Below are 25,879 nucleotides of genomic sequence, written 5' to 3'. Positions count from 1 at the left end.
CTTACTCAACGGTCACCGATTTTGCCAGGTTGCGCGGCTGGTCCACGTCAGTGCCTTTGATCAGGGCAACGTGGTAGGAGAGCAGCTGCAGCGGCACGGTATAGACGATGGGGGCGATCACCTCTTCCACATGGTTGAGGTTCATGACCCGCATGGTCTCGTCGCTCTTGAAGCCGGTATCGGCATCGGCGAACACGTAGAGGATACCGCCACGGGCGCGCACCTCTTCCACGTTGGACTTGAGCTTCTCCAGCAGATCGTTGTTCGGCGCCACCACAATGATGGGCATTTCGGCATCGATCAGCGCCAGCGGGCCGTGCTTCAGCTCGCCAGCGGCGTAAGCTTCGGCGTGGATATAGGAGATCTCTTTGAGCTTGAGCGCCCCCTCCATGGCGATGGGGTACTGGCTGCCACGGCCGAGGAACAGGCTGTGCTGCTTGTCGGCAAACTCTTCGGCCAGGATTTCGATATCCTTGGCCAGCGCCAGGCTCTCTTTAATACGCAGCGGCAGGGCTTGCAGCGCCTTGACCAGTTCGGCTTCGGCGGCCGCGCTCAGGTGGCCACGGCAGTGACCGACCGAGGCCACCAGCATCAGCAGGCCAGCCAGCTGGGTGGTGAACGCCTTGGTGGAGGCTACGCCGATCTCGGCACCGGCACGGGTCATGAAAGCCAGATCCGATTCACGCACCAGCGAGGAGCCGGGCACGTTGCAGATGGCCAGCGAGCTCATGTAGCCGGATTCCTTGGCCAGACGCAGCGCGGCCAGGGTATCGGCGGTCTCGCCGCTCTGGGAGAGGGTCACCAGCAGGCTGTTGGGGCGCACCACCGATTTGCGATAGCGGAACTCGGAGGCGATCTCCACATCGCAGGAGACGCCAGCGATCTCTTCGAACCAGTAGCGAGCCACCATGCCGGAGTGATAGGAGGTGCCGCAGGCGACGATCTGTACGTGCTCGACCTTGTCAAAGATGACTCGCGCGCCGTTGCCGAACGATTCGACCACCACGTGATCGCTGCCCAGACGCCCTTCCAGGGTGTTGGTGATCGCTTTGGGCTGCTCGTGGATCTCTTTGAGCATGTAATGACGGTATTCGCCCTTGTCACCGGCATCGTGGGAGAGTTCGGACTCCTGCTCTTCACGCACCACGGCGTTACCGTTGATATCGAAGATATGCACATCGCGACGGGTCACTTCGGCCACATCACCCTCTTCCAGGAAGATGAAGCGACGGGTCACCGGCAGCAGCGCCATCTGGTCGGAGGCGATAAAGTTCTCGCCGATACCGCGGCCGATCACCAGCGGTGAACCGGAACGGGCCACCACCACGCGGCTGTCGTCGCGGCTGTCCATCACCACGGTACCGTAGGCACCGCGCAGCTGCTTCACCGCAGTTTGCATGGCGGCCAGCAGGCTGCCGGCGCTCTTCAGCTCGTAATGGACCAGATGGGCAATCACCTCGGTATCGGTGTCGGAGCTGAACACATAACCCAGCGCCTTCAACTCTTCCCGCAGTTCTTCGTGGTTCTCGATGATGCCGTTGTGCACCACCACGATATGCTCGGAGACGTGGGGGTGGGCATTGCGCTCGGAGGGCTCGCCGTGAGTGGCCCAGCGGGTATGGGCGATGCCGGTACCACCATGGACGGACTGCTCGTCGAGCGCCTTGGCCAGCTCGGCCACCTTGCCCAGACGGCGAACCCGCTGCAACGGCTGGTTGGCGCTGAACACGGCCACACCGGCTGAGTCATAACCGCGGTACTCCAGACGGCGCAGGCCCTCTACCAGAATTTCAGCCACATCACGTTGGGCGACAGCCCCGACGATGCCACACATACACTTCTCCTTGAGATGCAAATCGTAAAGTCAGTTGGATGGTTCAGAGCTCGATGTCAGCAAGTGACCGGGGCGCAGATAAGCGTCACCCCCTGGGCTTGAATCTGTTCTCTGGCCTCGCTGGCCAGCCCCTCGTCGGTCACCAGGGTATGGATGCTCGACCAGGGAAGTTCGAGATTGGGGATCTTGCGGCCGATCTTCTCCGATTCGACCATCACAATGACCTCCCGCGACACCTCGGCCATGACCCGCGACAGGCCCACCAGCTCGTTGAAGGTGGTGGTGCCACGCTCCGGGTCGATGCCGTCGGCACCGATAAAGAGCTGGTCGAAGTCGTAGGAGCGCAACACCTGTTCCGCCACCTGCCCCTGGAAGGATTCGGAGTGAGGGTCCCAAGTGCCACCGGTCATTAACAGGGTAGGCTCATTTTCCAGCTCGCGCAGGGCACCGGCCACATTGAGGGAGTTGGTCATCACGATGAGGCCGCGCTTGTTGCCCAGCATGGGGATCATGGCGCTGGTGGTGCTGCCGCTGTCGATGATGACGCGGTTGTGGTCACGCAGCCGCTCGGCCGCCGCACGGGCAATGGCTAACTTTCGGTTCGAAACTTGCTCAGGGTTGACCTCGACCACCATCTCGCTCGGCAAAGGGACAGCACCACCGTAACGGCGCAGCAGCAGACCACCGGTCTCCAGTACCGCCAGATCTTTACGGATGGTCACTTCGGAGGTAGAAAAGTGTTTGGCGAGGGCGTCGACACTCACTTCACCCTGCTCTTGTACCAGGGTCACTATGGTGTGGCGGCGTTGTTGAGTATTACGTTTGGTCATTTTTAAGTTTCGATTCGAAAGAACATCGAAATATTAGCCCCTTTTTCGGAAAAATAAAACAGCAAATAGGATCCGATTTGGTTCGATGCCAAAATGGAGTGCCAATTTGCGACGAGGATGCCATGCAAAAGAGAGTCATCTGGCTGGTGGAGGATGAGGCCAGCATTGCCGACACCCTGATTTACGCCCTGCAGACCGACGGGTTCGAGGTGGAGTGGTTCATGCTGGGCCAACAGTTGCTGACACGACTGGAACAGACGCGACCCGACTTCCTGATCCTCGATGTGGGGCTGCCCGACATCAGCGGCTTCGAACTCTGCAAGCAGGTGAGGGCGCTGACCGATATTCCCCTGATGTTCCTCACCGCCCGCAGCGAGGAGATAGACCGGCTGATCGGGCTGGAGATCGGTGCCGACGACTATGTGGCCAAACCCTTCTCGCCAAGGGAAGTGTGTGCCCGGGTGCGTGTCATCCTGCGCCGCAGCCAGCCCGTCGCCCCTCAGCCCAGCGCCCTGCTGGTATTGGATGAAGAGCGGGCCCGCATCCATTTTCGCGGCCAGTTGCTGGCCCTCACCCGCTACGAATATCTGCTGCTCAAGACCCTGATGCTTGCGCCGGGCCGGGTCTACTCCCGCCAACAGCTGATGGATCTGGTGTGGCAGGATGCGGAGGAGAGTCTGGATCGCACCGTAGATACCCATATCAAGACCATCCGCGCCAAGCTGCGCGAACATGATCCCGAGGCCAACCTGATCCTCACCCATCGCGGGCTGGGCTACAGCCTGGAGCTGGCATGAGACTCGGACTGCAACTGCTGTGCGGCCTGCTGCTGATCTTCGCGCTGGCCGCCTGGTTCGTGCTGGAAATCTTCGTCGAGGAGATAAAACCGGGAGTGCGCAGCGCCACCGAGGATACTCTGGTCGACATGACCCAGCTGCTGGCGCCGCTCGCTCTCGATGATCTGCAAGAGGGGAATATGATGAACGGGCGGTTGGCCAGCGCCTTCGCCCGCCTCAACCAGAATCCCATCAATGCAATGATCGATGGCCACCTCAAGCAGCAGGCGGAGTACCGCATCTATGTCACTGACCGGCAAGGTGTGGTGATTTACGACTCCGACGGCACGGATCTGGGCAAGGACTATTCCCGCTGGAACGATGTCTACCGCACCCTGCGCGGCCAGTATGGCGCCCGCAGCACCCGCACCGATCCCGATGATGCTGCCAGCTCGACCATGTATGTGGCGGCGCCGCTGCGGGAAGGGGCCGAGATCATCGGCTCCCTCACCGTCGCCAAACCCAATCGCACCCTGATGCCAGCCATCGAGCGCGGGGAACAGGAGCTGCTGCGGGCCGGCGGCCAGATGCTGCTCATCTCGCTGCTGATCGGCAGCCTGCTGGTGTGGTGGCTCAACCGCGCCATCGGCAAGCTGGTGCACTATGCCGACTCGGTCAGCAAGGGGGAGGCGGCACCGCTGCCGCAGTTGCACACCGTCGAGCTGGATCGGCTCGGCCGCTCGCTGGAGACCATGCGCCACCAGCTCGATGGCAAAAGCTACATCGAAGCCTATGTGCACAGCCTGACCCACGAGCTGAAGAGCCCGCTGGCCGCCATTCGCGGGGCAGGGGAGATTTTGGCCGAAACGCCGCCCCCCGAAGTTGCCAAACGGTTTATCGGCAACATCAATCTGGAAACCGCCCGCATGCAGCAGCTGATCGAGCGAATGCTGCAACTGGCGCGGCTGGAGTCGGGGCAGGGGCTGGATCGCCAGTCGGTGGAGCCAGCGAAACTGGGCAAGCGCACCCTCGATGCCCGCCAGATCATTGCCCAGCGCCGTCAGGTCGAGTTGGTGGCCGAGCTGGCCAGCGCGCCGAAACAGAAGTGGGATCCGCTGCTGGTGGAGCAGGCCATCGGCAACCTGCTGGATAACGCCATCGACTTCTCTCCCGCCAACGGGCAAGTCACCCTAAGCGGCAGCCAGCAGGAGGAGGGCTACTGTTTTCGGGTCACCGACTGCGGCCCCGGCATTCCCGACTACGCCCTGCCGCGCATCTTCGAGCGCTTCTACTCCCTGCCGCGCCCGGACAAGGGCAAGAGCAGTGGTCTGGGGCTCAGCTTCGCCCATGAAGTAGCCCACCAGCATGGCGGTCGTCTGACCCTGAGCAACCAGCCGGAGGGAGGCGCGCTGGCGGAACTCTGGCTGCCGTTCACCTAGTCCCCCCGCAACTTCACATTCCCCACACAAAGCGGCATTAGACTGCCGCTTTCTCTCATCCATTTGCTCCAGGAAATGCTATGTCCCGCCTGCTTCTCTCCAGCCTGCTGGCTGCCGGTCTGCTCGCAGCCCTGCCTGCCTCCGCCGCCAGCGGCTGCTTTCTCTATGCTGACGGCAACGGCCAGACCCTCTCCAGCGAAGGGGACTGCTCCAGCCAGCTGCCGCCCGCGTCCACCTTCAAGATCCCGCTGGCGCTGATGGGTTACGACAGTGGCTATCTGGTTGATGAAGAGCATCCGGCACTGCCCTACAAGCCGAGCTACGATGGCTGGCTGCCCGCCTGGCGTGAAACCACCACCCCGCGCCGCTGGGAAACCTACTCGGTGGTCTGGTTTTCCCAGCAGATCACCGAATGGCTGGGGATGGAGCGCTTCCAGCAATATGTCGACCGCTTCGACTACGGCAATCGGGATCTCTCCGGCAATCCGGGCAAACATGACGGCCTGACCCAGGCTTGGCTCAGCTCCAGCCTCGCCATAAGTCCGGAGGAGCAGGCTCGCTTCCTCGGCAAGATGCTCAGCGGCAAGCTGCCGGTCTCGGCGCAAACCCTGCAATACACCGCCAATATCCTCAAGGTGAGCGAGATCGACGGCTGGCAGATCCACGGCAAAACCGGCATGGGCTACCCGAAGAAGCTGGATGGCAACCTCAACCGCGATCAGCAGATCGGCTGGTTCGTCGGCTGGGCCAGCAAACCGGGCAAGCAGCTGATCTTCATCCATACCGTGGTGCAAAAGCCCGGCAGGCAATTCGCCTCCCTCAAGGCAAAAGAAGAGGTGCTGGTCGCCCTGCCTGCACAACTTAAAAAGCAGTGATCTCGCTTCCCGCCAGATAACCCCCGATAACCACGGTCAGCCCACCAGCGACGGGCTGACCGCCATTCGTAAACGAGACAAACATGAAATTATATCTATTGCTGCTCTGGCTTCCGGCCAGCATGGCGCTGGCTGCCTGTGATCTCTCCGACCGCCTGACGCGGCAGGGAGAAGTCATCCATGATCGGCTAAACCACCTCGAATGGCAGGCGTGCAGCCTCGGCAGCCAGTGGCAGAAAGGGAAAGGTTGCGTGGGCACACCGGCCCTGCTCACGCTGCTTGAAGCCAAAGATGAAGCAGCCCGCCTTGGCGAGGGGTGGCGACTCCCCACCATCGAGGAGCTCTTCACCCTGCTCGACGAAAATTGCCGGATGCCAATGACAGACCCGCGCTTCTTCTCCGATATCCATGACAACGGGGAAAATTCAGCCCCCTACTGGACCTCCAGCTCCATTGAGGAGATGCCGGAACTGGTCTATTACATCGACTTTATGCACGGACTCATCGACGGCCACACCGATCGTTTCGCACAAGCCGCTCGGTTGGTGCGCTCCCGCACCTAAACAATCCAACGGCGTCTGATGGCGCCGTTTTTCAACAGTTCACCGCCACTTCACACAAGCCCATCACCACTTCACGCCGGACTGACAGACTCACTCCATCAAACAAGGAGACGTGTCATGGTCAAACAGATATTCACCCACAAGATCTTTCTGCTGCTGTTGCTCAGCCTGTTGTTGATGGTGCCGGTGCAATCCATCATGGAGCTCAACCGGGAGCGTCAGGCTTACCACAATCAGGCCATTCACAGCATCATGGCCAGCAGCAGCGGCCCGCAACGACTGATGGGGCCCATTATCGTGCAGCCCTATACCCGTTCGGTGACGGTCGAGCAGGAGGGCAAGCGCTTCGTCCGTCAGGAGCAGATCTACCGCTACCTGCTGCCGGAGCAGTTGGATATCAAGGCCAACATGGAGGTCACCCCGCGCAAGCTGGGCATCTATCAGGCGCAGGTCTACCAGACCCGCATCACCCTATCCGGCCGCCTGCCCACCCGGCAGAGTTTGCTGAATGACGCGACCTCACCGCTCGGTGAAACGGCCGAGCTGGTGGCGGGCAAACCCTACCTGAGCCTGGTGCTCTCCGATGCCCGCGGTATCAACAGCGTCCCCGAACTGCAACTCGGCACACAGAGGATCCCGTTTGCCCCCGGCGCCCGCCTCGGTGATGCGCTGGCGGGTATCCATGCCCCGCTCGACAGCCTGCCGCAACAGGATGGCACCTTTCATCTGGAGCTCAATCTGCAGGGGATGAACACCCTCGACATAGTGCCGCTGGGCAAGGAGAGCACCCTGCAGCTGGCGGGCAACTGGCCCCACCCCAACTTTATCGGTGACTTTCTGCCAAGCAGTCGCACCCTGAGCCCACAAGGGTTTGAGGCCAACTGGCAAACCAGCTGGTTCGCCAGCGACATGGAGACCCGCTTCAACCGGATGATGAACGGGGGCGATAGCAATCTCTCCACCTTCAGCGTCAGTCTGGTGCAGCCGGTGGATCACTATCAACTCAATGAGAGGGCGGCCAAATATGCCCTGCTGTTTATCGGCCTCACCTTTATCAGCTTCTTCATGTTCGAGCTGCTCAAGGGGCTGCGGGTTCACCCGATCCAGTACGCGCTGGTGGGCATGGGGCTGGCCATCTTCTATCTGGTGCTGCTGGCGCTGACCGAACACCTCGGTTTTGGCTGGGCCTATCTGGTGGCCGCACTGGCCAGCGTGCTGCTCAACGGCTTCTACCTCAGTCATGTGCTGGGTGGCCCGAAACAGGGGATCGGCTTCGCAGCGCTGCTCGGGCTGGTCTATGCCATCCTCTACAGCCTGCTGCAAGCCGAAGAGATTGCTCTGCTGCTCGGGGCCCTGCTCTTGTTCGCCACCCTGGCGCTGATCATGCTGCTGACCCGCAAGCTCGACTGGTATCAGGTGATGGACTACAGCGCCCCCGCCACCACATGGGCGGCCCCCCAGTCATCGACCAGTGACACCAGCCATAAGTCATAAGTCATAAGCCAAAAAAACCGGCGCCATCAGGCGCCGGTTCTATTTTATTGATCGGACATCACTTCTTCTTGACCGGGCGAGCCCAGTTCTTGATGTGGCGCTGGGGCACCCGGGTGATCACCAGCTCGTTCTCGGCCACATCCTTGGTGATGGTAGAACCCGCCCCCAGAGTCGCCCCCTTACCGATGCGCACCGGCGCCACCAGCTGGGTATCGGAACCGACGAACACATCATCCTCGATGATGGTCTGGAATTTGTTGACCCCGTCGTAGTTGCAGGTGATGGTACCAGCACCGATATTTACCCCGGCTCCGATCTCGGCATCACCCAGATAGGTCAAATGACCGCACTTGGAACCAACCCCCAAACGAGCCTTCTTCATCTCGACGAAGTTGCCGACGTGGGCATCCTGCTCCAGCACGGCACCCGGGCGCAGACGGGCAAACGGGCCGACCGAGCACTGATCCGCCACCTGAGCCCCTTCAACGATGGAGTAGGGCTTCACTTCGGTGTGATCGCCAATAACACAATCCTTCAGCACGGCACCGGCACCAATACGGACGTGGTTGCCGAGGGTTACCTTGCCTTCGATAATCACGTTGACGTCGATCACCACCTCTTCACCGATCTCGAGGGTTCCGCGCAGATCGAAGCGGGCAGGGTCAATCAGGGTGGCACCGGCGATCATCAGCTTCTCGGCCTGCATCTGCTGGTAGCTGCGTTCAAGGGCAGCCAGCTGGACCCGGTTGTTGGCCCCTTCCACCTCGGCGGCACGCTCCGGATGGACCGCCGCGATCGGACAGCCATCGCCGTGCGCCATGGCGATCACGTCGGTCAGGTAGAATTCGCCCTGGGCATTCTTGTTGTCCAGACGGGATAGCCAGCTGCGCAGCTGACCGCCATTGGCCACCAGCACGCCGGTGTTCACCTCGCCGATCGCCAGCTGTTCGGCATTGGCATCCTTCTGCTCGACGATACCGACCACCTGACCATTTTCACGGACGATACGGCCATAGCCGGTGGGGTTGTCGAGCACCACGGTCAGCAGTGCCATCCCGTTTTCAGCCTTGGCAGCCAGCAGTCGCTGCAGGGTCTCGGGCTGGATCAGCGGGGTATCGCCGTAGAGCACCAGCACGTCGTCTTCATCCTTCCAGAACGGGATCGCCTGGGCGACGGCATGACCGGTCCCCAGCTGCTGCGCCTGCAGCACCCAGTTCACGTCGGCCGCCACGATCCGCTCTTTCAGCAGCTCGGCACCGTGGCCATAGACCAGATGCAGCTGCTCGGCGCCGACCTGACGGGCGGTATCGATCACGTGGGAAACCATGGGTTTGTTGGCTACCGGGTGCAGTACCTTGGGCAGAACGGAACGCATGCGGGTACCTTTACCCGCCGCCAGGATCACGACGTTGAGAGACATGACTTCGACCTTGAACTTGTGTGGAAATACCCGGCGGAGTCTATCCAACGGGTAAAAAAAAAGCGACCCGAAGGTCGCTTTTTACATCACCGTTATTAGCGGTAATTCTTTTTGACGATATCGATAACCCGCAATTGGGCCATCGCCTTGGCCAGCTCGGTGGCGGCCTGGGCGTAATCGATATCACCATGGGAGCTGTGGATCCGCTCTTCGGCTGCGCGCTTGGCTTCCTGGGCTTTCGCCTCATCCAAGTCGTCAGCACGAATCGCGGTGTCCGCCAGCACGGTCACGGATTCAGGCTGTACTTCCAGCATACCGCCGGAGATGTACAGCACCTCTTCAGTTCCGTTCTGCTTCACCAAGCGGACCAGGCCCGGCTTGATGGCAGTCAGCAACGGAGCATGACCGTGGCGGAGACCCAACTCACCTTCGGAGCCTGATACCTGAGCGGATTGCACGCGACCGGAAAACAGTTTTCCTTCGGCGCTCACCACATCCAGGTGAAAGGAGATCATCTCTGCCATGGGCCCTCCTGTCGAGGCTTACAGTTTCTTGGATTTCTCGACGACTTCGTCGATACCGCCAACCATGTAGAACGCCTGCTCGGGCAGATCGTCATACTCGCCTTTCAGGATGCCCTGGAAACCACGGATGGTCTCTTTCAGCGGCACGTATTTACCCGGAGAACCGGTAAACACTTCTGCTACGAAGAACGGCTGGGACAGGAAACGCTCGATCTTACGGGCACGGGCTACGGTCAGTTTGTCTTCTTCTGACAGTTCATCCATACCCAGGATGGCGATGATGTCCTTCAGCTCTTTGTAGCGCTGCAGTACGGTTTGAACGCCACGAGCAGTCTCGTAGTGCTCTTTGCCAACAACCAGCGGATCCAGCTGACGAGAGGTAGAGTCCAGCGGGTCAACGGCCGGGTAGATACCCAGTGCCGCGATTTGACGGGACAGTACGACGGTCGCATCCAGGTGGGCGAAGGTGGTCGCCGGAGACGGGTCAGTCAAGTCATCCGCAGGAACGTAAACGGCCTGTACGGAGGTGATGGAACCGGTCTTGGTGGAGGTGATACGTTCTTGCAGAACACCCATCTCCTCGGCCAGGGTCGGCTGGTAACCTACTGCGGAAGGCATACGGCCCAGCAGTGCGGATACTTCGGTACCGGCCAGGGTGTAACGGTAGATGTTGTCCACGAAGAACAGCACGTCACGACCCTCGTCACGGAACTTCTCGGCCATGGTCAGGCCGGTCAGCGCAACGCGCAGACGGTTTCCGGGCGGCTCGTTCATCTGACCGTAAACCAGAGATACTTTGTCCAGTACGTTGGACTCCATCATCTCGTGGTAGAAGTCGTTACCCTCACGGGTACGCTCACCTACACCGGCGAACACAGAGTAACCACTGTGCTCGATCGCGATGTTACGGATCAGCTCCATCATGTTTACGGTTTTGCCTACACCGGCACCACCGAACAGACCAACCTTACCACCCTTGGCGAACGGGCATACCAGGTCGATAACCTTGATGCCTGTTTCCAGCAGATCGTTGCTGTTGGACTGATCTTCGTAGCTGGGGGCAGCGCGGTGGATAGACCAGCACTCTTCTTCACCGATCGGACCTTTTTCGTCGATTGGCTCGCCCAGTACGTTCATGATCCGACCCAGAGTCGCAGTACCGACCGGAACCTGGATGGATTTACCGCTATTCACTACTTCCAACCCACGACGCAGACCGTCGGAGGAGCCCATGGTGATGCAACGAACGACGCCGCCACCGATCTGTTGCTGAACTTCCAGCACCAGACCCTGGCCTTGACCTTCGCTAACGACCTTCAGTGCATCGTACACCTGGGGCACGGCATTCTGCGGGAACTCGATGTCCACCACAGCGCCGATGATTTGGACGATGAAACCGTTACTCATGTCAAATCCTCTAAACCTTTGATAACCCTTGCCTTACACCGCAGCAGCACCGGATACGATCTCTGTCAGCTCCTGGGTAATACTGGCCTGACGGGCCTTGTTGTATACCAGTTGCAGATCGTTAATCAGGTTACCGGCGTTGTCAGTCGCGGCTTGCATGGCAACCATTCGGGCTGCCTGTTCACTTGCCAAGTTTTCCACTACCCCCTGGTAAACCTGAGATTCGACGTAGCGAACCAGCAGGGTATCCAGCAGTTTCTTGGGATCCGGCTCATAGAGGTAATCCCAGTGGTGTTTCTTGGCGAGCTTGCTGTCTTCAGTTACGGGCAAAGGCAGCAGTTGATCGACCCGTGGTTGCTGCACCATGGTGTTGACGAACTTGTTGTACACCAGATACAGCTTGTCAATCTCACCGTTGTCGTAAGCCTTCAGCATGACCTTGACTGAACCAATCAGGTCATTGACGCTCGGACTATCGCCCAGTCCTGCGACATGAGCTTTAACCTTGGCGCCGTGCCGTTCAAAGAAGTTGGAGGCCTTGTTACCGATCAGTGCTAGGTCAACCTTGGCACCTTTCGCGCTCCATTGCTTCATATCATTGAGGGCAGCCTTGAACAGGTTGATGTTCAGACCACCACACAGGCCACGGTCGGTGGAGACGACGATGTAACCCACTCGCTTGACCTCACGTTCGATGAGGTAGGGGTGCTTGTATTCCAAGTTCCCCTGAGCGATATGGCCGATCACCTTGCGCATGGTTTCAGCGTACGGACGGCTGGCAGACATGCGTTCCTGCGCACGGCGCATTTTGCTTGCTGCCACCATTTCCATAGCGCCGGTGATCTTCTGAGTGTTTTTCACACTCCCGATCTTGTTACGTATCTCTTTTGCGCCGGCCATCTCTTACTCTCCATCAAGTGGCAGCTCACGCTGCCACACACGCTTACCAGGTCTGGGTTGCTTTGAAGCTATCCAGCAACGCAGTCAGCTTGCCAACGATCGCGTCGTTGTAGTCGGCTTTGGCATTGATTTCAGCCATCAGCTCGGCATGCTGGGTATTGGCGTAAGAGAGCAGAGCGGCTTCGAAGTCGACGATTTTGTTCAGCTCGACATCGGAGAGATAGCCTTTCTCGGCGGCGAACAGCACCAGAGACTGGTGAGCCACGCTCAGCGGAGAGTACTGCTTCTGCTTCATCAGCTCGGTCACTTTCACACCGTGATCCAGCTGCTTGCGAGTCGCCTCGTCCAGATCGGAAGAGAACTGGGCGAATGCCGCCAGTTCGCGATACTGGGCCAGCGCGGTACGGATACCACCGGACAGCTTCTTGACGATCTTGGTCTGAGCAGCACCACCTACACGGGATACGGAGATACCCGGGTCAACCGCCGGACGAATACCGGAGTTGAACAGCTGTGAAGTCAGGAAGATCTGACCATCGGTGATGGAGATCACGTTGGTCGGAACGAACGCAGATACGTCACCCGCCTGGGTTTCGATGATCGGCAGCGCGGTCAGAGAGCCGGTCTTGCCTTTCACTTCACCCTTGGTGAACTTCTCTACGTACTCGGCGTTAACGCGAGCAGCACGCTCCAGCAGACGGGAGTGCAGATAGAAAACGTCACCCGGGTAAGCTTCACGTCCTGGCGGACGGCGCAGCAGCAGGGAGATCTGGCGATAAGCTACGGCCTGCTTGGACAGGTCATCATAGATGATCAGCGCGTCTTCACCGCGGTCACGGAAGTACTCACCCATGGAGCAACCGGCATACGGAGCCAGGTACTGCAGGGCAGCCGCTTCGGAGGCAGAGGCAACCACCACGATGGTGTTGGCCAGGGCACCGTGCTCTTCCAGCTTGCGCACCACGTTGGCGATGGTGGAGGCCTTCTGGCCAATCGCAACGTAGACACACTTAATGCCGGAATCTTTCTGGTTGATGATGGTGTCGATCGCGATGGCGGTCTTACCAACCTGACGGTCACCGATGATCAGCTCACGCTGGCCACGACCGATTGGGATCATGGCATCGATGGCTTTCAGACCGGTCTGGACCGGCTGGTCAACAGACTTACGCTCGATAACGCCCGGTGCGATCACTTCGATCGGCGAGAAGCCGTCGTTGTCGATCGGACCTTTACCGTCGATCGGCTGACCCAGGGTGTTCAACACCCGGCCCAACAGACCACGACCTACCGGCACTTCCAGAATACGGCCAGTACCTTTTACTTTCATTCCTTCTGACAGACCGTCATAGGAACCCATAATCACCGCACCGACGGAGTCACGCTCCAGGTTCAATGCCAGAGCGTAGCGGTTGCCCGGCAGCTCGATCATCTCACCCTGCATGGCATCAGCCAGGCCGTGAATACGAATGATACCGTCGCTCACAGAGACGATAGTACCTTCGTTACGCGCTTCGCTCTTTACATCAAACTGCGCAATGCGCTGCTTGATCAGCTCGGCGATTTCAGTGGAATTCAGTTGCATGCTCTAATACCCCAATCAAGATTGCAGCGCGTCAGCCATGCGATCCAGCTTACCGCGGACTGTGCCGTCGATTACCAGATCACCGGCCTTGATGAGCACCCCGGCCATCAAGGACGCATCGATGCTGCAATTCAGCTTCACTTTGCGCGCGAGACGTTGTTCCAGAGAAGCCTGAATATTGGCTTTCTGCTGGTCGGTCAGTTCGATCGCCGAAATCACGTCAGCCTGAACCTCTTTATCCAGTTCAGCTTTGAACGCTACAAATTCAGCAACGACCGCCGGCAGCACACCCAAGCGACCATTCTCGGCCATCACCCGGATCAGGTTCTGGCCATGCACGTCGAGTTGCTCACCGCAGACACCGACAAACAGCGTTGCCAGCTCTTCGGCGGCCACAGAGCCGCTTACCAGGTTGTGCATGGTCTCGTTTTCCACTACTTGCGCAGCAAAACCGAGCATACCCAGCCACTGGTCAACCGCCTTGTGCTCAACGGCAAACTCGAAAGCAGCCTTGGCGTAGGGGCGAGCGATTGTAGTCAGTTCAGACATAGCCCCGTTCCCGTTACAGTTCTGCTACCAGTTTGTCGACGATGTCGCTGTTGGCAGCCTGGTCGATTTGACGCGCCAGGATCTTCTCTGCACCAGCAATGGCAAGAGCAGCAACCTGCTTACGCAGTTCTTCTTTGGCACGATGACGTTCAGCTTCGATCTCGGCACGGCCCTGAGCCAGGATTTTTTCCCGCTCAGACTGGGCACCAGCGGCAGCTTCATCAATGATCTGGGCTTTACGTTTGTTAGCCTGCTCAATGATTTCAGCAGCCTGCAGCTTGGCTTCTTTCAGCTGATCGGTGGCGTTGGCCTTGGCCAAATCCAGATCTTTCTTGGCACGCTCGGCAGAAGAGAGACCGTCAGCAATAGCTTTCTGACGGGCTTCGATGGCAGCAATCAGCGGCGGCCATACATACTTCATGCAAAACACTACGAAGAAGAAAAAAGCAATTGCTTGGCCGAGGAGGGTGGCATTGATATTCACAGCCGATGTCCTCTTAAGTTAGTTAATGGGTTATGCCTGGAGAGTCGTAACGACTTAGCCAGCAACCGCAAACATCACGTACAGACCCAGACCAACGGCGATCATCGGGATCGCATCCACCAGACCCATTACGATGAAGAACTGGGTACGCAGAACAGGGATCAGATCCGGTTGACGAGCAGCACCTTCCAGGAACTTACCACCCAGGATACCGATACCGATGGAAGCGCCGATAGCAGCCAGACCCATCATCATTGCAGCAGCGATGTACAGCAGGTCCATGTTCAAGTTTTCCATGAGGATCTCCAGTTATTTAGATGTAATTGATTGTATAAAAAGGATTATTTGAGTTGCATCAACCATGGTCTTCCTGCGCCATCGACAGATAGACGATGGTCAGAACCATGAAAATGAATGCCTGCAAAGTGATGATCAGGATGTGGAAAATTGCCCAAGGCACGGACAGGATCCACTGTGACCACCAGGGTAACAAACCAGCAATCAGGATAAAGATCAGTTCGCCAGCATACATGTTGCCGAACAGTCGAAGACCCAGAGAAACAGGTTTGGAAATCAGCGTAACAGTTTCCAGGATGAGGTTAACCGGGATGGCCGCCGGGTGGTTGAAAGGCTGAAGCGTCAGCTCCTTCACAAACCCGCCGATACCCTTGACCTTGATGCTGTAATACAGGATCAAGAAGAACACGCCCAAAGCCATGGACATGGTGATGTTAACGTCAGCAGAGGGAACCACACGCAGATAGGGAATACCCATCAATTGTGCAGCGTGAGGGATAAAGTCAACGGGGATCAGATCCATGAAGTTCATCAGGAAGATCCACACAAACACCGTCAGCCCCAAAGGTGCGATGACCTTGTTGCGACCGTGAAAGATGTCTTTGACGTTACCATTCACAAACTCGACCAGCATCTCCACAAAGCACTGCAGCTTACCCGGCACCCCGCTGGTAGCGTTAACGGCTACTTTGCGGAACAGCAGGATAAACAGAGCGCCTAGCACGACGGAAAATACCATTGAGTCGATATTGACCGTCCAGAACCCGGACCCGACTTGAAGGTGGGTCAGGTGGTGGGAGATATATCCCTGAGGAGTCAGGACTTCTCCGGTTGCAGACATGAGTTTTCCTAATAGTGGTTGTTAAGCGTGAATGAAACCATCCACTGTACAACGAGGGCGAGGATATAAGTGGCGAAAAACGAGACGGTAACGACCTCGACTCCCGCACCAAACATCAGGGCGAATAGACCTGTTGTAGAAATGAGCTTAATCCCTGCCCCACCATAAAAGTCCCGCAAAACCAGGCCCACACTCTCGGTTGTCACCTTGCGGCGCAGCACCCAGACAGTAAACAAGGCTTGAGGAACCCAGTACATCCCCCCTCCGTAGAGGGCGGAATAACCGGCGCTAGCACCAGTCAGGTAAAACCAGACGGCACTCATCGCCAGGATCAGGATGAGCTGACAAACGAGCATAACCAAGGCCAGTGTCAAACCTTCCAAGGCTATTTTCTGCTTCACCAACCTACCCCTGAACATTACAGAACTGTAAAAAATCGGGATCCGAAGACCCCATGTTAACAGCTCTTAAAGCCGGTCAAATTATACCCTTGAGGGCAGCTATTGCAATATGACAAAAATCCTTAATTTTTGCGGCTTTCCGCGGCAAATCAGGGTTATGGTCATATCAAAAGGAATGGATGTTTTATTACTACAAAAAGCGTAAAAATCACGATTCCGACACGCCAAAATAGCCCAATATACGGTCCAAATCGGACAAATTCTCGTAACTTATTACTAACTTCCCGCTATCCCGCTTGCCAGGCTGAAGTTGCACCTGATTGCCAATTTTTTCTGCCAGTTGGCGCTCCAGGTAGCCGATCTGCGGATCACGGGCCGGTTCGACCCAGGCTTTTGCCGGTTCGAGCGCTTTTTGCACCAGCTTCTCGGTATCGCGTACGGTCAGCCCTTTCTGGGCAACTAGCTTGGCCAGTTCAGACTGGGCCTGGCCGCTCAGAGCCAGCAGGGCACGGGCATGGCCCATGTCGAGGTCGCCATGCTCGACGAAACGCTTCACGTCGTCGTTGAGCTGGTTGAGACGCAACAGGTTGGTCACCGTGGTGCGGGACTTGCCCACCGCCTCGGCCACCTGCTGGTGGGTGAGTTCGAATTCGGTCAGCAGTCTTTGTAAAGCGACCGCCTCTTCGATGGCATTGAGGTCTTCCCGCTGAATATTCTCAATCAGCGCGATGGCGACGGCAGCCTCGTCGGGTACATCCTTGACGATGCAGGGCACCACCTCGAGCCGCGCCAGCTGGGACGCGCGCCAGCGCCGTTCACCGGCGATGATTTCGAAGGATTGTTCGCCGAGAGGGCGTACCACGATGGGCTGGATCACCCCCTGGGCGCGGATGGAGTTGGCAAGCTCTTCCAGTGCATCCTGGGACATGTCTTTGCGGGGCTGGTACTTGCCGGACTGCAACCACTCCACCGGCAGCTTGCGCAGCTCGCCCTGATTGGTGGGGGCCATGGCTTCTTCAGTACGTTGATCGCTCATCACCTGTTTCTGGCGGGCAGCCGTGCTGGTACTGAGCAGGGCATCCAGCCCCTTGCCCAGTCCACGTTTTTTCGGAGTCATATGCTCTCTCGGTCTGCGATGGTCGCCTGACGTTCCTGCTCCTGGCGGCGCAGGATCTCGCCAGCCAGTGCCAGGTAGGCCTTGGCGCCCACCGATGATTTGTCATAGTGCATGGCCGGGGCACCGAAACTCGGGGCCTCAGCCAGTCTAACGTTGCGGGGAATGATTGTGCGGTAGACTTTGTCGCCAAAGTGCTGTTTTAGCTGATCGGACACATCATTGGCCAGCCGGTTGCGGTGATCGAACATGGTGCGCAGCACCCCTTCGATCTTGAGCTCCGGATTGACCACGGCGGCCAGCTTGCTGATGGTGTCGACCAGGGCGGTGAGCCCCTCCAGCGCGTAATATTCGCACTGCATGGGCACCAGCACGGAGTCGGCGGCGGCCATGGCGTTCACGGTCAGCATGTTGAGAGAGGGCGGGCAGTCGATGAAGACGTAGTCGTATTTGTCCCGCACCGAGGCTAGCGCATTGCGCAGGCGGATTTCGCGGGCGAAAAATTCCATCAGACGGATTTCGGCCGCGGTCACGTCGGCGTTGGCGGCAATCAGGTGATAGCCCCCGGTGGTTTCGGGGATGATCACTTCGCTGATGGGGGCATCCTCGATCAGCAGCTCATAGGCGGTGCGCTCGACATCATACTTGTCGACACCGCTGCCCATGGTGGCATTGCCCTGCGGATCCAGATCGATCACCAGCACCTTGCGCCGGGTGGCAGCCATGGAGGCGGCCAGATTCACACAGGTGGTGGTTTTACCCACTCCACCCTTCTGGTTGGCTATGGCGATGACTTTTCCCACACGATCCCCTAAATGAAACTGCGACCCTATTCGGGCTGGATATGTTTGAATTCCAGCAGATGACGTTCGCCTTCCAGCTCCGGCACCCGCAACTCATGACAGGCTACCAGACGGATATTGGCAGGCAACTGGGCCAGCTCCTGCTCGGGATATTGTCCCTTGAGTGCCAGGAAGCAACCCTGTTCTGACGGCAGGTGGTGACACCAGCTCAGCATGTCCTCCAGCGAGGCAAATGCCCGACTCAGTACACCATCAAATCCCACCTCGGGTTGATACTCTTCAACCCGGGATTTGACCGGCGTCACATTGGTCAGACCCAGCTCCTGGATCACCTGACGGATGAAGTTGATCCGCTTGCCCAGACTGTCGAGCAGGACGAACTGCTTGTCCGGATTGATGATCGCCAGCGGCAATCCCGGCAGGCCGGGACCTGTCCCCACGTCGATGAAGCGCTCACCATGCAAGTGGGGGCTTACCACCAGGCTATCGAGGATATGCTTGACCAGCATGGCGTCCGGATCTCGCACCGAGGTGAGATTGTAAGCCTTGTTCCACTTGTGCAGCAACTCGACCAACTGCACCAGTTGGCTCTTTTGGGTATCGGTGATAACAATTCCGGCCTGCATGAGCAGGCCGTTCAATCTTTCCAGCATATTTTCCAACGGTAAGAATCCTCAGGCGGTTTTACGCAGCAGGCCGTGTTTTTTCAGGTGAACCAGCAGGATGGAGATGGCCGCCGGGGTGATGCCGGAGATGCGGGAAGCCTGACCGATGGTCTGCGGCTTGGCATCGTTCAGCTTGGCTTTCACCTCGTTGGAGAGGCCGTTCACCTCGCGATAGTCCAGATCCAGCGGCAGCAGGGTGTTCTCATTGCGCAGCTGCTTTTCCACTTCATCGTGTTGACGCTCGATGTAACCGGCGTACTTGATCTGGATCTCAACCTGTTCGGCCGCGGCAGGATCGGTCACGGAAGGACCGACACCTTCGATGGCCATCAGCGCATCATAGGTCACCTCGGGACGACGCAACAGCTCTTCCAGACTCTGTTCGCGGGTCAGCGGGGTGTTGACCAGGGCGTTGACCGCTTCCAGTGACGGATGTTGCGGGTGGATCCAGGTTGAACGCATGCGCTGACGCTCCAGCTCGACCTGTTCCATCTTGGCGTTGAATTTGCTCCAGCGCTCGTCATCCACCAGACCCAGCTCGCGACCGATGGCTGTCAGGCGGATATCGGCGTTGTCTTCACGCAGCAGCAGGCGATATTCGGCGCGGCTGGTGAACATGCGGTAAGGCTCGCGGGTCCCCAGGGTGGAGAGATCGTCCATCATCACGCCCATGTAGGCCTGATCCCGACGCGGGTTCCAGGGATCCTTGTCTTGTGCACGCAAGGCCGCGTTCAAACCCGCCATCAAGCCTTGTGCCGCAGCCTCTTCGTAACCGGTCGTGCCGTTGATCTGGCCGGCAAAGAACAGATTTGGAATGCACTTGCTCTCCATGTTGGCCTTGAGATCCCGCGGATCGAAGAAATCATATTCGATGGCATAGCCGGGGCGGGTGATGTGGGCGTTCTCGAAGCCGCGCACAGAACGAACGATCTGCACCTGCACGTCAAACGGCAGGCTGGTGGAGATCCCGTTCGGATAGAGTTCGTGGGTGGTCAGGCCTTCCGGCTCGACGAAGATCTGGTGCGCTGTCTTGTCGGCAAAGCGGGTGATCTTGTCTTCGATCGACGGGCAGTAGCGCGGGCCGATCCCCTCGATCACGCCGGCGTACATGGGGCTGCGATCCAGGTTATTGCGGATCACCTCGTGGGTACGCTCGTTGGTGTGGGTGACGTAGCAGGGCACCTGACGGGGATGCTGGCTGGCATTGCCGATAAACGAGAAGACGGGGCGCGGATCGTCGCCGTGCTGTTCCTGCATTACGGAGAAATCGACGCTGCGGGCATCGATGCGCGGCGGGGTGCCGGTCTTGAGACGATCGATGCGCAGCGGCAGTTCACGCAGGCGCTGGGCCAGGGCGATCGAGGGAGGATCCCCGGCACGGCCGCCCTTGTAGTTTTCCATCCCGATGTGGATCAAACCATTCAGGAAGGTACCGACCGTCAGCACCACAGTCTTGCCACTGATGCGGATCCCGCTCTGGGTGACCACACCGGCAACACGATCCCCGTCCATGATCAGATCGTCACAGGCCTGCTGGAAGATCTTCAGGTTCGGGTAATTCTCCAGCATCTGGCGAACGACAGCCTTGTAGAGCAGGCGATCCGCCTGGGCACGAGTGGCTCGCACTGCCGGGCCCTTGGAGGAGTTGAGGGTGCGGAACTGGATCCCGCCAAGATCGATGGCACGCGCCATGATCCCGCCGAGTGCGTCAACTTCCCTGACCAGGTGTCCCTTGCCGATCCCACCGATCGCCGGATTACAGGACATGTGTCCCAGCGTATCGATATTGTGGGTCAGTAACAGGGTGTTCATGCCCATACGGGCTGCCGCTGTTGCTGCTTCGGTTCCGGCATGACCGCCACCGACGACGATCACATCAAATTGTTCATGGTATTGCATTGGGATCACCTTGATCTGCACGCCTGAAGATCTTTATTTGCCTGGGCTAAAGGGCGGAACATTCTATCTGTTTCGCGTCCAGAGGGGAACGTCTACTTAACGTTCAGTATGAAGGGAGGATCCACTAATTAGATCTTAAGGATCTTTAGATCGATCTTTTACTGGATCTCTTATTAGGATCCGCCCTTTCTGTTGATAAGCACTTTTTGATCATAAAGATCATTAATTTAAGGACGATCCTAGCTTGTGGAAAAGCTTGGATCCTAGCCCGGTGAACGAGGGGATAACCAGGACTTTTATACACAGAGGTCTGTCGGTCTGGATCTAATACATGGATAACTATAGGTTTTGCAGAGCTTTACACCGTAGTTATGCACATTACCCCTGGGCGTTGTGGGTAACCTTGTAGAACAACTCCCCCGGATCAATCTGTTAATAACATGGTGGATAGTCGATCTGGGGATAAGTGGGGAGATCAAGCTTTTTTTCAGGATCTCCCGCACGCTGATCAGGCGATCATCGTCATCCAGTCGCGGATCCACACTTCTGCGGCATCTTCGGGGATCTCGTGTTGGGTCACATCGATGTCGAGTCGCTCGCCAATCCGGCTGGCTCCGCACTCGGCCAGCAGGCGATCCAGCGTCTTGCCGCCCTGGCAAAAGGTGTCATAACTGCTGTCGCCAAGGGCGATCACGCCATATTTCAATGAATTAAGATCCGGATGCTGCTCGGCAAGATCCTTGGCGAAGGGTTGCAAGTTGTCGGGCACATCCCCGGCACCATGGGTGGAAGTGATCACCAGCAGGATGGATCCCGCATCATCCAGCACCTCTGCCAGCTTGGCCGGGTTGTGGATCCGGGTCTGGTGGCCAGCCTGTTCCAGCAGGTTGGCGACGTGGTCTGCGACATATTCGGCGGCGCCCAGCATGGAGCCGACGACGAGATTGAGTTTGGCCATGGAATGGATCCTGATTTCAGACAAAGAAACGGAAAGCCGGATTCTACCGCCAAAGGGTGTGGATAAATATGGATAAAGCTTGGGGATAATGGATCCAGTCAGATAATGCCACCGGATCCATCCTGCCGATCTTTTTTCTGCTTCTTTATATTCCTCTCCATTTTATTCTCCGCTAATAGCTCTCCTGATGGCTCCCATCTCCCGCGAAATCCTGCCAACGATGCAGCCAGATAACAATGTAGATGCAAATGATTAGCAATTATTGAATCGATTCGATCACGGCTCCTGTAGTAGGATTGCGCTGCTTTATTCGCCCATGGAACAGGGTGATGTCGTGACAAACGACCACAAATAACAATTAAAACAACATAACTCATTGATAAACGAGACTTTAATATGATTGCGCAAAAATACACAACAGGACCCGGCAAGAAGGGCGCCTTCGGCGTGCTTTCGCTCTCCGGTTTGCTCGTCTCCCTGCCGCTGATGGCCGAACAAACCACCGCTGAGCTGCCCAAAGCCAGCGAAACCATGGTGGTGACAGGTACGGCCATGAAGGTGGAAGTGCCGATGGCCGAGACGCCTCGCGCCGTCTCCGTGGTTAATCGCGAGGAGCTGGATCAGCACGCCGTGTTGCAACTGGATGAAGCGATTCGCTACCGTTCCGGCGTATTGACCGGCCTCTATGGTTCCGACAACAACACCGACTGGTTCAAGGTGCGTGGCTTCGATGCCGCCTCTTATCTGGATGGCAACCGGCTGTTTGGCACCGGCTACTACGTCTGGACGCCGGAACCGTTCGGTCTGGAGAGTGTGGAAGTGCTGAAGGGGCCAGCCTCGATCCTTTACGGTGAGGCGCCTCCGGGCGGGGTGATCAATGCCATCAGCAAGCGGCCGACCGCCACGCCGCAAGGGCAGGTGGATCTGCAGCTTGGCAGCCGGGATCATCGTCAGGTCGGGGTGGATGTCTCTGACGCGCTCTCCGACAACAGCCGCTACCGCATGGTTGCTCTTTATAAAGAGCGTGATGGGGTGCTTACCGGTACTTACAACGATCGGGTTTATCTGGCGCCCAGCGTTACCTTCGGTCTTTCGGATCGTACCAGCCTGACCCTGCTGGCCAGCTTCCTGCACGACGAAGGGGTCCCGACCAACGGCTTCTTCCCGGTCTATGGCACCCTGAATACGTCAGGTGGCCAGATTGATCCCTCCACCAACCTGAGCCAGCCGGATTACGATCGCAACCGCAATACCCAGATCTCCACCGGTTATGAGCTGGCCCACCAGCTCAACCAGACCTGGGAGTTCAAGCAGAACGTCCGTTTCAACTATAACGATCTGCTGCTGCGCCAGACCTATATCTTCCCGACCTATGAAGGCACAACTGCCAGTCGTGGCCTGGTTTACCGTGATGGCAATACCAAGAGTGCCACCATGGATAACCAGATGGTGGGCTACTGGAACACCGACAGCACCGAGCAGACCTTGTTGCTGGGGGTTGATCTGCAGCGTCATGTCAATGAAGGGGTCGAGGCCGACAACTACGGTATGGGCTCCATCAATACCATGAACCCGGATTACAGCGGCTTCCCCGGTTTTGACGAGTCGACCGCCACTCACCAGAAGAGCAGCAAGGGCCAGAGCGGTCTCTATGCCCAGCACCAGGTCCGCTGGGACGATCGCTGGTTGCTGACTGCCGGTGGCCGTTTCGACTATGTGGAGACCCACAACACCAATACCAGCAAGGACGAGCGCCAGTACGATCACGAGCTATCCCTCTCGGGCAGCCTGATGTATCTGGCTGACAACGGCCTCTCTCCCTACTTTGCCTATGCCGAGTCGTTCGAGGTGCTGCCGGGGATAGATCCCAACACCAAGAGTTCCTACAAGCCGCTCAAGGGCAAGCTCTACGAGACCGGCGTGAAGTATGCGCCTGCCTTCCTCGACGGTTACATCAATCTGGCGCTGTTCGATCTGGCCCAGACCAACTCGCTGGTCTCTACCGGTTCCGGCCAGCAGACCCAGGCGGGTGAAGTGACCTCTCAGGGGGTTGAGCTGGAAGGGAGCGTGCAGGTGACCGATGCGCTGCGTCTGACCGCTGCTTATACCTACACCGATGCCAAAACCAACGACACCGGCAGTGGCGATCGCCGTGCCAGCCTGATCCCGCGCCACCAGGCCTCCTTCTGGGGTAACTACAAGGTGCAGCAAGGGGTGGCTTCAGGTCTGGAGCTGGGTACCGGTGTGCGTTATATCGGTTCCAGCGTGGGTATTGGCGCCGTGAATGCGGACTACACCCCCATCTACGGTTCTGCCGAGGTGCCGGCCCATACCGTCTGGGATGCGATGATCGGGTATGACTTTGCCAAGAACTGGCGTGCCCAGCTCAACGTCAACAACCTGCTGGGTGAAACCTACGTGGCCAGTTGTGACTACTACTGCTACTACGGCGAGCCGCGCAGCGTAGTGGGTAGCATCAACTACCGCTGGTAATCGAAGTCGGGCGGGAACCGGATTCCCGCCCTTCTTTTCACCCGCAGTTGTTCTGATCTCTCTGGAATACCGGTCCGTTATGGAACTCTTGTCTCTGGTTTATCGCCAATATCGTTGGCCCTTTATCGCCATCACCCTGCTCAGTCTGCTCAGTGCCGTCAGCGGGATTGGCGTCATTGCTTTTATCAATCAGTCTCTTATCGAATCTATAGGTGATCCGCTGCCGATCCTCGGTCAGCTGGTCGGCCTGATTGTGTTGCTGCTGGTGATCACTCTCGGATCTCAGCTGGCCCTGACCACTCTCGGTCACCATTTTGTCTACCGGTTGCGTGGCCGTCTGCTCAAGCAACTGCTGGATACCGATGTCGCCCGCATCCGCCAGATTGGTCAGGGGCCTCTGCTGGCCTCCCTCTCCGGCGATATCGGCCAGATCACCATCGCCTTCGTGCGCCTGCCGGAGCTGGTGCAGGGGATGGTACTCACGCTGGGCTCTGCCCTCTATCTTGGCTGGCTCTCTCCTGCATTACTCGGGGTGACCGCACTCTGGGTCACCGTCACCATGGTGGTGGGCTGGTTGCTGGTGAACCGTGTTTATCGCCATCTCTCCCACATGCGTCAGGCCGAAGATCGGCTCTATCAGAACTATCAGGCCATCATCGCTGGCAGCAAGGAGCTGGCGCTCAACCGCGAGCGGGCTCACTTCGTTTACCACCAGCTCTATGAGCAGAATGCCCGTGACTACCGCCAGCAGATCATCCGCGCCGACACTTATCACCTGAGCGCGGTGAACTGGTCGAATATCATGATGCTGGGGGCCATCGGTCTGGTCTTCTTTCTGGCCAACGGCCTTGGCTGGGCCAACACCAATGTGGCCGCCACCTTTGCGCTGACCCTGCTGTTCCTGCGCACCCCGCTGTTGCAGGGGATTGGCGCCCTGCCGACCCTGCTTGCCGCTCAGGTGGCGTTCGACAAGATCGCCGCCCTCAATCTGGCCGAGCCGGATGCGGACTTCCCGCTGCCGCCCGCCATCCGCCCCTGGCAGCGTATCGAGTTGGAGCAGGTGAGCTTTCACTATCAGGGGGAGGGCGGCTTTGCCGTCGGTCCCATCGATCTGGTCATCGAAAAGGGGGAGCAGATTTTCATCATCGGTGGCAATGGCTCCGGCAAGTCGACGCTGGCCATGCTGCTGACCGGCCTTTACCAGCCGGTATCGGGCCGGATCCTGCTGGATGGTGAGCCGATCACCGATCGCAACGGCTATCTGGCGCTCTTCTCCGCCATCTTCACCGACTATCACCTGTTCCAGCATCTGCTGGGGCCGGAACCCAAGGATGAGCTGGTGGCCGAGTGGCTGGAGCGGTTGCTGATGGGCAGCAAGCTCACCATCGAGGATGGCTTTATCGCCGATATCAATCTCTCCCAAGGGCAGCGCAAGCGGGTCGCCCTGCTGCTGGCGCTGGCCGAGCAGCGCGAAGTGATGCTGTTTGACGAATGGGCCGCGGATCAGGATCCCCAGTTCCGTCGCATCTTCTATCAGGCGCTGCTGCCGCGCCTCAAGGAGATGGGCAAGACGGTGATTGCCATCAGTCACGATGATCACTACTTCCCGCTGGCAGATCGCCTGCTGGAGATGCGTCAGGGTCAGCTCACCGAACTGACCGGGGCGCGCCGCGCCGCAGTGAGCCGTGATGCGATCGCTCACCTCGATTGCGAGGTGCCGGCTTGATG

Annotated in this window: 24 protein-coding genes; 7 read left to right on the top strand and 17 right to left on the bottom strand. The window is 58.2% G+C overall.

Annotated elements, in window-relative coordinates; genetic code table 11:
* Position 1 precedes the first annotated feature (1 nt).
* Positions 2 to 1,834, bottom strand: coding sequence for a glutamine--fructose-6-phosphate transaminase (isomerizing) (gene glmS, locus AB5Y83_RS04390; RefSeq protein WP_279488652.1), 1,833 nt, complete (start codon positions 1,832 to 1,834; stop codon positions 2 to 4).
* A gap of 56 nt (positions 1,835 to 1,890) precedes the next feature.
* Positions 1,891 to 2,664 carry a DeoR/GlpR family DNA-binding transcription regulator gene (locus AB5Y83_RS04385; protein WP_005355851.1) on the bottom strand — a complete coding sequence of 258 codons (774 nt, stop codon included), beginning with the start codon at positions 2,662 to 2,664 and terminating at the stop codon, positions 1,891 to 1,893.
* 122 nt (positions 2,665 to 2,786) lie between these two features.
* Here AB5Y83_RS04385 and blrA point away from each other — a divergent pair, with 122 nt between their 5' ends.
* From blrA to creD, 5 genes are all read left to right on the top strand, one after another.
* A complete protein-coding gene (gene blrA / locus AB5Y83_RS04380) occupies positions 2,787 to 3,461 on the top strand; it encodes a beta-lactam response regulator transcription factor BlrA (protein WP_069529373.1) in 675 nt (224 codons plus the stop codon).
* Entirely contained in the window at positions 3,458 to 4,879 is a 1,422-nt protein-coding gene (blrB, locus tag AB5Y83_RS04375) for a beta-lactam sensor histidine kinase BlrB (RefSeq protein WP_307895856.1), read from the top strand. Before blrA ends, blrB begins: the two co-directional genes overlap by 4 nt.
* A gap of 80 nt (positions 4,880 to 4,959) precedes the next feature.
* Complete coding sequence (blaOXA, locus tag AB5Y83_RS04370) at positions 4,960 to 5,754, top strand: OXA-12 family class D beta-lactamase (protein WP_279488650.1); 795 nt, start codon at positions 4,960 to 4,962, stop codon at positions 5,752 to 5,754.
* 83 nt (positions 5,755 to 5,837) lie between these two features.
* A complete protein-coding gene (locus AB5Y83_RS04365) occupies positions 5,838 to 6,317 on the top strand; it encodes a DUF1566 domain-containing protein (RefSeq protein WP_279488649.1) in 480 nt (159 codons plus the stop codon).
* Between the two features lie 117 nt (positions 6,318 to 6,434).
* Positions 6,435 to 7,811, top strand: coding sequence for a cell envelope integrity protein CreD (gene creD / locus AB5Y83_RS04360; protein WP_368174760.1), 1,377 nt, complete (start codon positions 6,435 to 6,437; stop codon positions 7,809 to 7,811).
* A 58-nt stretch (positions 7,812 to 7,869) separates the two neighbouring features.
* Here the strand turns inward: creD and glmU are convergent, their stop codons facing one another.
* From glmU to mioC, 15 genes are all read right to left on the bottom strand, one after another.
* Complete coding sequence (gene glmU / locus AB5Y83_RS04355) at positions 7,870 to 9,231, bottom strand: bifunctional UDP-N-acetylglucosamine diphosphorylase/glucosamine-1-phosphate N-acetyltransferase GlmU (RefSeq protein ID WP_368174759.1); 1,362 nt, start codon at positions 9,229 to 9,231, stop codon at positions 7,870 to 7,872.
* A gap of 95 nt (positions 9,232 to 9,326) precedes the next feature.
* Positions 9,327 to 9,755: a F0F1 ATP synthase subunit epsilon gene (locus tag AB5Y83_RS04350; RefSeq protein ID WP_005339345.1), complete on the bottom strand. Its 429-nt coding sequence runs from the start codon at positions 9,753 to 9,755 to the stop codon at positions 9,327 to 9,329.
* 18 nt (positions 9,756 to 9,773) lie between these two features.
* Positions 9,774 to 11,162, bottom strand: coding sequence for a F0F1 ATP synthase subunit beta (gene atpD / locus AB5Y83_RS04345; protein ID WP_005339344.1), 1,389 nt, complete (start codon positions 11,160 to 11,162; stop codon positions 9,774 to 9,776).
* Positions 11,163 to 11,195: 33 nt separating this feature from the next.
* The gene (gene atpG / locus AB5Y83_RS04340) at positions 11,196 to 12,062 is read right to left on the bottom strand and encodes a F0F1 ATP synthase subunit gamma (protein ID WP_005339343.1); all 867 of its coding nucleotides are present in this window, start codon (positions 12,060 to 12,062) and stop codon (positions 11,196 to 11,198) included.
* 43 nt (positions 12,063 to 12,105) lie between these two features.
* Positions 12,106 to 13,647, bottom strand: coding sequence for a F0F1 ATP synthase subunit alpha (atpA, locus tag AB5Y83_RS04335; RefSeq protein ID WP_005339342.1), 1,542 nt, complete (start codon positions 13,645 to 13,647; stop codon positions 12,106 to 12,108).
* Positions 13,648 to 13,662: 15 nt separating this feature from the next.
* A complete protein-coding gene (atpH, locus tag AB5Y83_RS04330; protein ID WP_368174758.1) occupies positions 13,663 to 14,196 on the bottom strand; it encodes a F0F1 ATP synthase subunit delta in 534 nt (177 codons plus the stop codon).
* Between the two features lie 13 nt (positions 14,197 to 14,209).
* Positions 14,210 to 14,680, bottom strand: a complete 471-nt coding sequence (gene atpF, locus AB5Y83_RS04325; protein ID WP_005339336.1) for a F0F1 ATP synthase subunit B — start codon at positions 14,678 to 14,680, stop codon at positions 14,210 to 14,212.
* A 54-nt stretch (positions 14,681 to 14,734) separates the two neighbouring features.
* The gene (atpE, locus tag AB5Y83_RS04320) at positions 14,735 to 14,977 is read right to left on the bottom strand and encodes a F0F1 ATP synthase subunit C (RefSeq protein ID WP_005307205.1); all 243 of its coding nucleotides are present in this window, start codon (positions 14,975 to 14,977) and stop codon (positions 14,735 to 14,737) included.
* A gap of 58 nt (positions 14,978 to 15,035) precedes the next feature.
* Positions 15,036 to 15,818, bottom strand: a complete 783-nt coding sequence (gene atpB, locus AB5Y83_RS04315) for a F0F1 ATP synthase subunit A (protein WP_005339335.1) — start codon at positions 15,816 to 15,818, stop codon at positions 15,036 to 15,038.
* Between the two features lie 8 nt (positions 15,819 to 15,826).
* On the bottom strand, positions 15,827 to 16,237 hold the full coding sequence (locus AB5Y83_RS04310; protein WP_019445506.1) for an ATP synthase subunit I: 411 nt from the start codon (positions 16,235 to 16,237) through the stop codon (positions 15,827 to 15,829).
* 190 nt (positions 16,238 to 16,427) lie between these two features.
* Entirely contained in the window at positions 16,428 to 17,336 is a 909-nt protein-coding gene (locus AB5Y83_RS04305) for a ParB/RepB/Spo0J family partition protein (RefSeq protein ID WP_267513758.1), read from the bottom strand.
* Positions 17,333 to 18,136 (bottom strand): ParA family protein, encoded by an 804-nt coding sequence (locus tag AB5Y83_RS04300; RefSeq protein ID WP_005357226.1) that lies wholly within the window; start codon positions 18,134 to 18,136, stop codon positions 17,333 to 17,335. Before AB5Y83_RS04300 ends, AB5Y83_RS04305 begins: the two co-directional genes overlap by 4 nt.
* A gap of 26 nt (positions 18,137 to 18,162) precedes the next feature.
* Entirely contained in the window at positions 18,163 to 18,789 is a 627-nt protein-coding gene (rsmG, locus tag AB5Y83_RS04295) for a 16S rRNA (guanine(527)-N(7))-methyltransferase RsmG (RefSeq protein WP_041202839.1), read from the bottom strand.
* Between the two features lie 21 nt (positions 18,790 to 18,810).
* Positions 18,811 to 20,700 carry a tRNA uridine-5-carboxymethylaminomethyl(34) synthesis enzyme MnmG gene (mnmG, locus tag AB5Y83_RS04290; RefSeq protein WP_005357220.1) on the bottom strand — a complete coding sequence of 630 codons (1,890 nt, stop codon included), beginning with the start codon at positions 20,698 to 20,700 and terminating at the stop codon, positions 18,811 to 18,813.
* 508 nt (positions 20,701 to 21,208) lie between these two features.
* On the bottom strand, positions 21,209 to 21,658 hold the full coding sequence (gene mioC, locus AB5Y83_RS04285; RefSeq protein ID WP_005339325.1) for an FMN-binding protein MioC: 450 nt from the start codon (positions 21,656 to 21,658) through the stop codon (positions 21,209 to 21,211).
* A 396-nt stretch (positions 21,659 to 22,054) separates the two neighbouring features.
* On the opposite strand from mioC, the gene AB5Y83_RS04280 reads away from it, so the two are divergent.
* Both AB5Y83_RS04280 and AB5Y83_RS04275 read left to right on the top strand, forming a co-directional pair.
* Entirely contained in the window at positions 22,055 to 24,151 is a 2,097-nt protein-coding gene (locus AB5Y83_RS04280; protein WP_368174757.1) for a TonB-dependent siderophore receptor, read from the top strand.
* Positions 24,152 to 24,230: 79 nt separating this feature from the next.
* Positions 24,231 to 25,877, top strand: coding sequence for a multidrug ABC transporter permease/ATP-binding protein (locus AB5Y83_RS04275; RefSeq protein WP_368174756.1), 1,647 nt, complete (start codon positions 24,231 to 24,233; stop codon positions 25,875 to 25,877).
* Positions 25,878 to 25,879: the final 2 nt, after the last annotated feature.

The organism is Aeromonas sp. R5-4, from assembly GCF_040908215.1.
GTDB lineage: Bacteria > Pseudomonadota > Gammaproteobacteria > Enterobacterales > Aeromonadaceae > Aeromonas > Aeromonas veronii.
Note: the sequence above shows the minus strand (reverse complement) of the source record. Positions and strands in the feature narration are given on the sequence as shown.

Excerpts from the sequence above, each read along its gene's own strand:
- glmS (WP_279488652.1), bottom strand. The coding sequence starts at position 1,834 with ATGTGTGGCATCGTCGGGGCTGTCGCCCAACGTGATGTGGCTGAAATT.
- AB5Y83_RS04385 (WP_005355851.1), bottom strand. The coding sequence starts at position 2,664 with ATGACCAAACGTAATACTCAACAACGCCGCCACACCATAGTGACCCTG.
- blrA (WP_069529373.1), top strand. The coding sequence starts at position 2,787 with ATGCAAAAGAGAGTCATCTGGCTGGTGGAGGATGAGGCCAGCATTGCC.
- blrB (WP_307895856.1), top strand. The coding sequence starts at position 3,458 with ATGAGACTCGGACTGCAACTGCTGTGCGGCCTGCTGCTGATCTTCGCG.
- blaOXA (WP_279488650.1), top strand. The coding sequence starts at position 4,960 with ATGTCCCGCCTGCTTCTCTCCAGCCTGCTGGCTGCCGGTCTGCTCGCA.
- AB5Y83_RS04365 (WP_279488649.1), top strand. The coding sequence starts at position 5,838 with ATGAAATTATATCTATTGCTGCTCTGGCTTCCGGCCAGCATGGCGCTG.
- creD (WP_368174760.1), top strand. The coding sequence starts at position 6,435 with ATGGTCAAACAGATATTCACCCACAAGATCTTTCTGCTGCTGTTGCTC.
- glmU (WP_368174759.1), bottom strand. The coding sequence starts at position 9,231 with ATGTCTCTCAACGTCGTGATCCTGGCGGCGGGTAAAGGTACCCGCATG.
- AB5Y83_RS04350 (WP_005339345.1), bottom strand. The coding sequence starts at position 9,755 with ATGGCAGAGATGATCTCCTTTCACCTGGATGTGGTGAGCGCCGAAGGA.
- atpD (WP_005339344.1), bottom strand. The coding sequence starts at position 11,162 with ATGAGTAACGGTTTCATCGTCCAAATCATCGGCGCTGTGGTGGACATC.
- atpG (WP_005339343.1), bottom strand. The coding sequence starts at position 12,062 with ATGGCCGGCGCAAAAGAGATACGTAACAAGATCGGGAGTGTGAAAAAC.
- atpA (WP_005339342.1), bottom strand. The coding sequence starts at position 13,647 with ATGCAACTGAATTCCACTGAAATCGCCGAGCTGATCAAGCAGCGCATT.
- atpH (WP_368174758.1), bottom strand. The coding sequence starts at position 14,196 with ATGTCTGAACTGACTACAATCGCTCGCCCCTACGCCAAGGCTGCTTTC.
- atpE (WP_005307205.1), bottom strand. The coding sequence starts at position 14,977 with ATGGAAAACTTGAACATGGACCTGCTGTACATCGCTGCTGCAATGATG.
- atpB (WP_005339335.1), bottom strand. The coding sequence starts at position 15,818 with ATGTCTGCAACCGGAGAAGTCCTGACTCCTCAGGGATATATCTCCCAC.
- AB5Y83_RS04310 (WP_019445506.1), bottom strand. The coding sequence starts at position 16,237 with ATGTTCAGGGGTAGGTTGGTGAAGCAGAAAATAGCCTTGGAAGGTTTG.
- AB5Y83_RS04305 (WP_267513758.1), bottom strand. The coding sequence starts at position 17,336 with ATGACTCCGAAAAAACGTGGACTGGGCAAGGGGCTGGATGCCCTGCTC.
- rsmG (WP_041202839.1), bottom strand. The coding sequence starts at position 18,789 with ATGCTGGAAAGATTGAACGGCCTGCTCATGCAGGCCGGAATTGTTATC.
- mnmG (WP_005357220.1), bottom strand. The coding sequence starts at position 20,700 with ATGCAATACCATGAACAATTTGATGTGATCGTCGTCGGTGGCGGTCAT.
- mioC (WP_005339325.1), bottom strand. The coding sequence starts at position 21,658 with ATGGCCAAACTCAATCTCGTCGTCGGCTCCATGCTGGGCGCCGCCGAA.
- AB5Y83_RS04280 (WP_368174757.1), top strand. The coding sequence starts at position 22,055 with ATGATTGCGCAAAAATACACAACAGGACCCGGCAAGAAGGGCGCCTTC.
- AB5Y83_RS04275 (WP_368174756.1), top strand. The coding sequence starts at position 24,231 with ATGGAACTCTTGTCTCTGGTTTATCGCCAATATCGTTGGCCCTTTATC.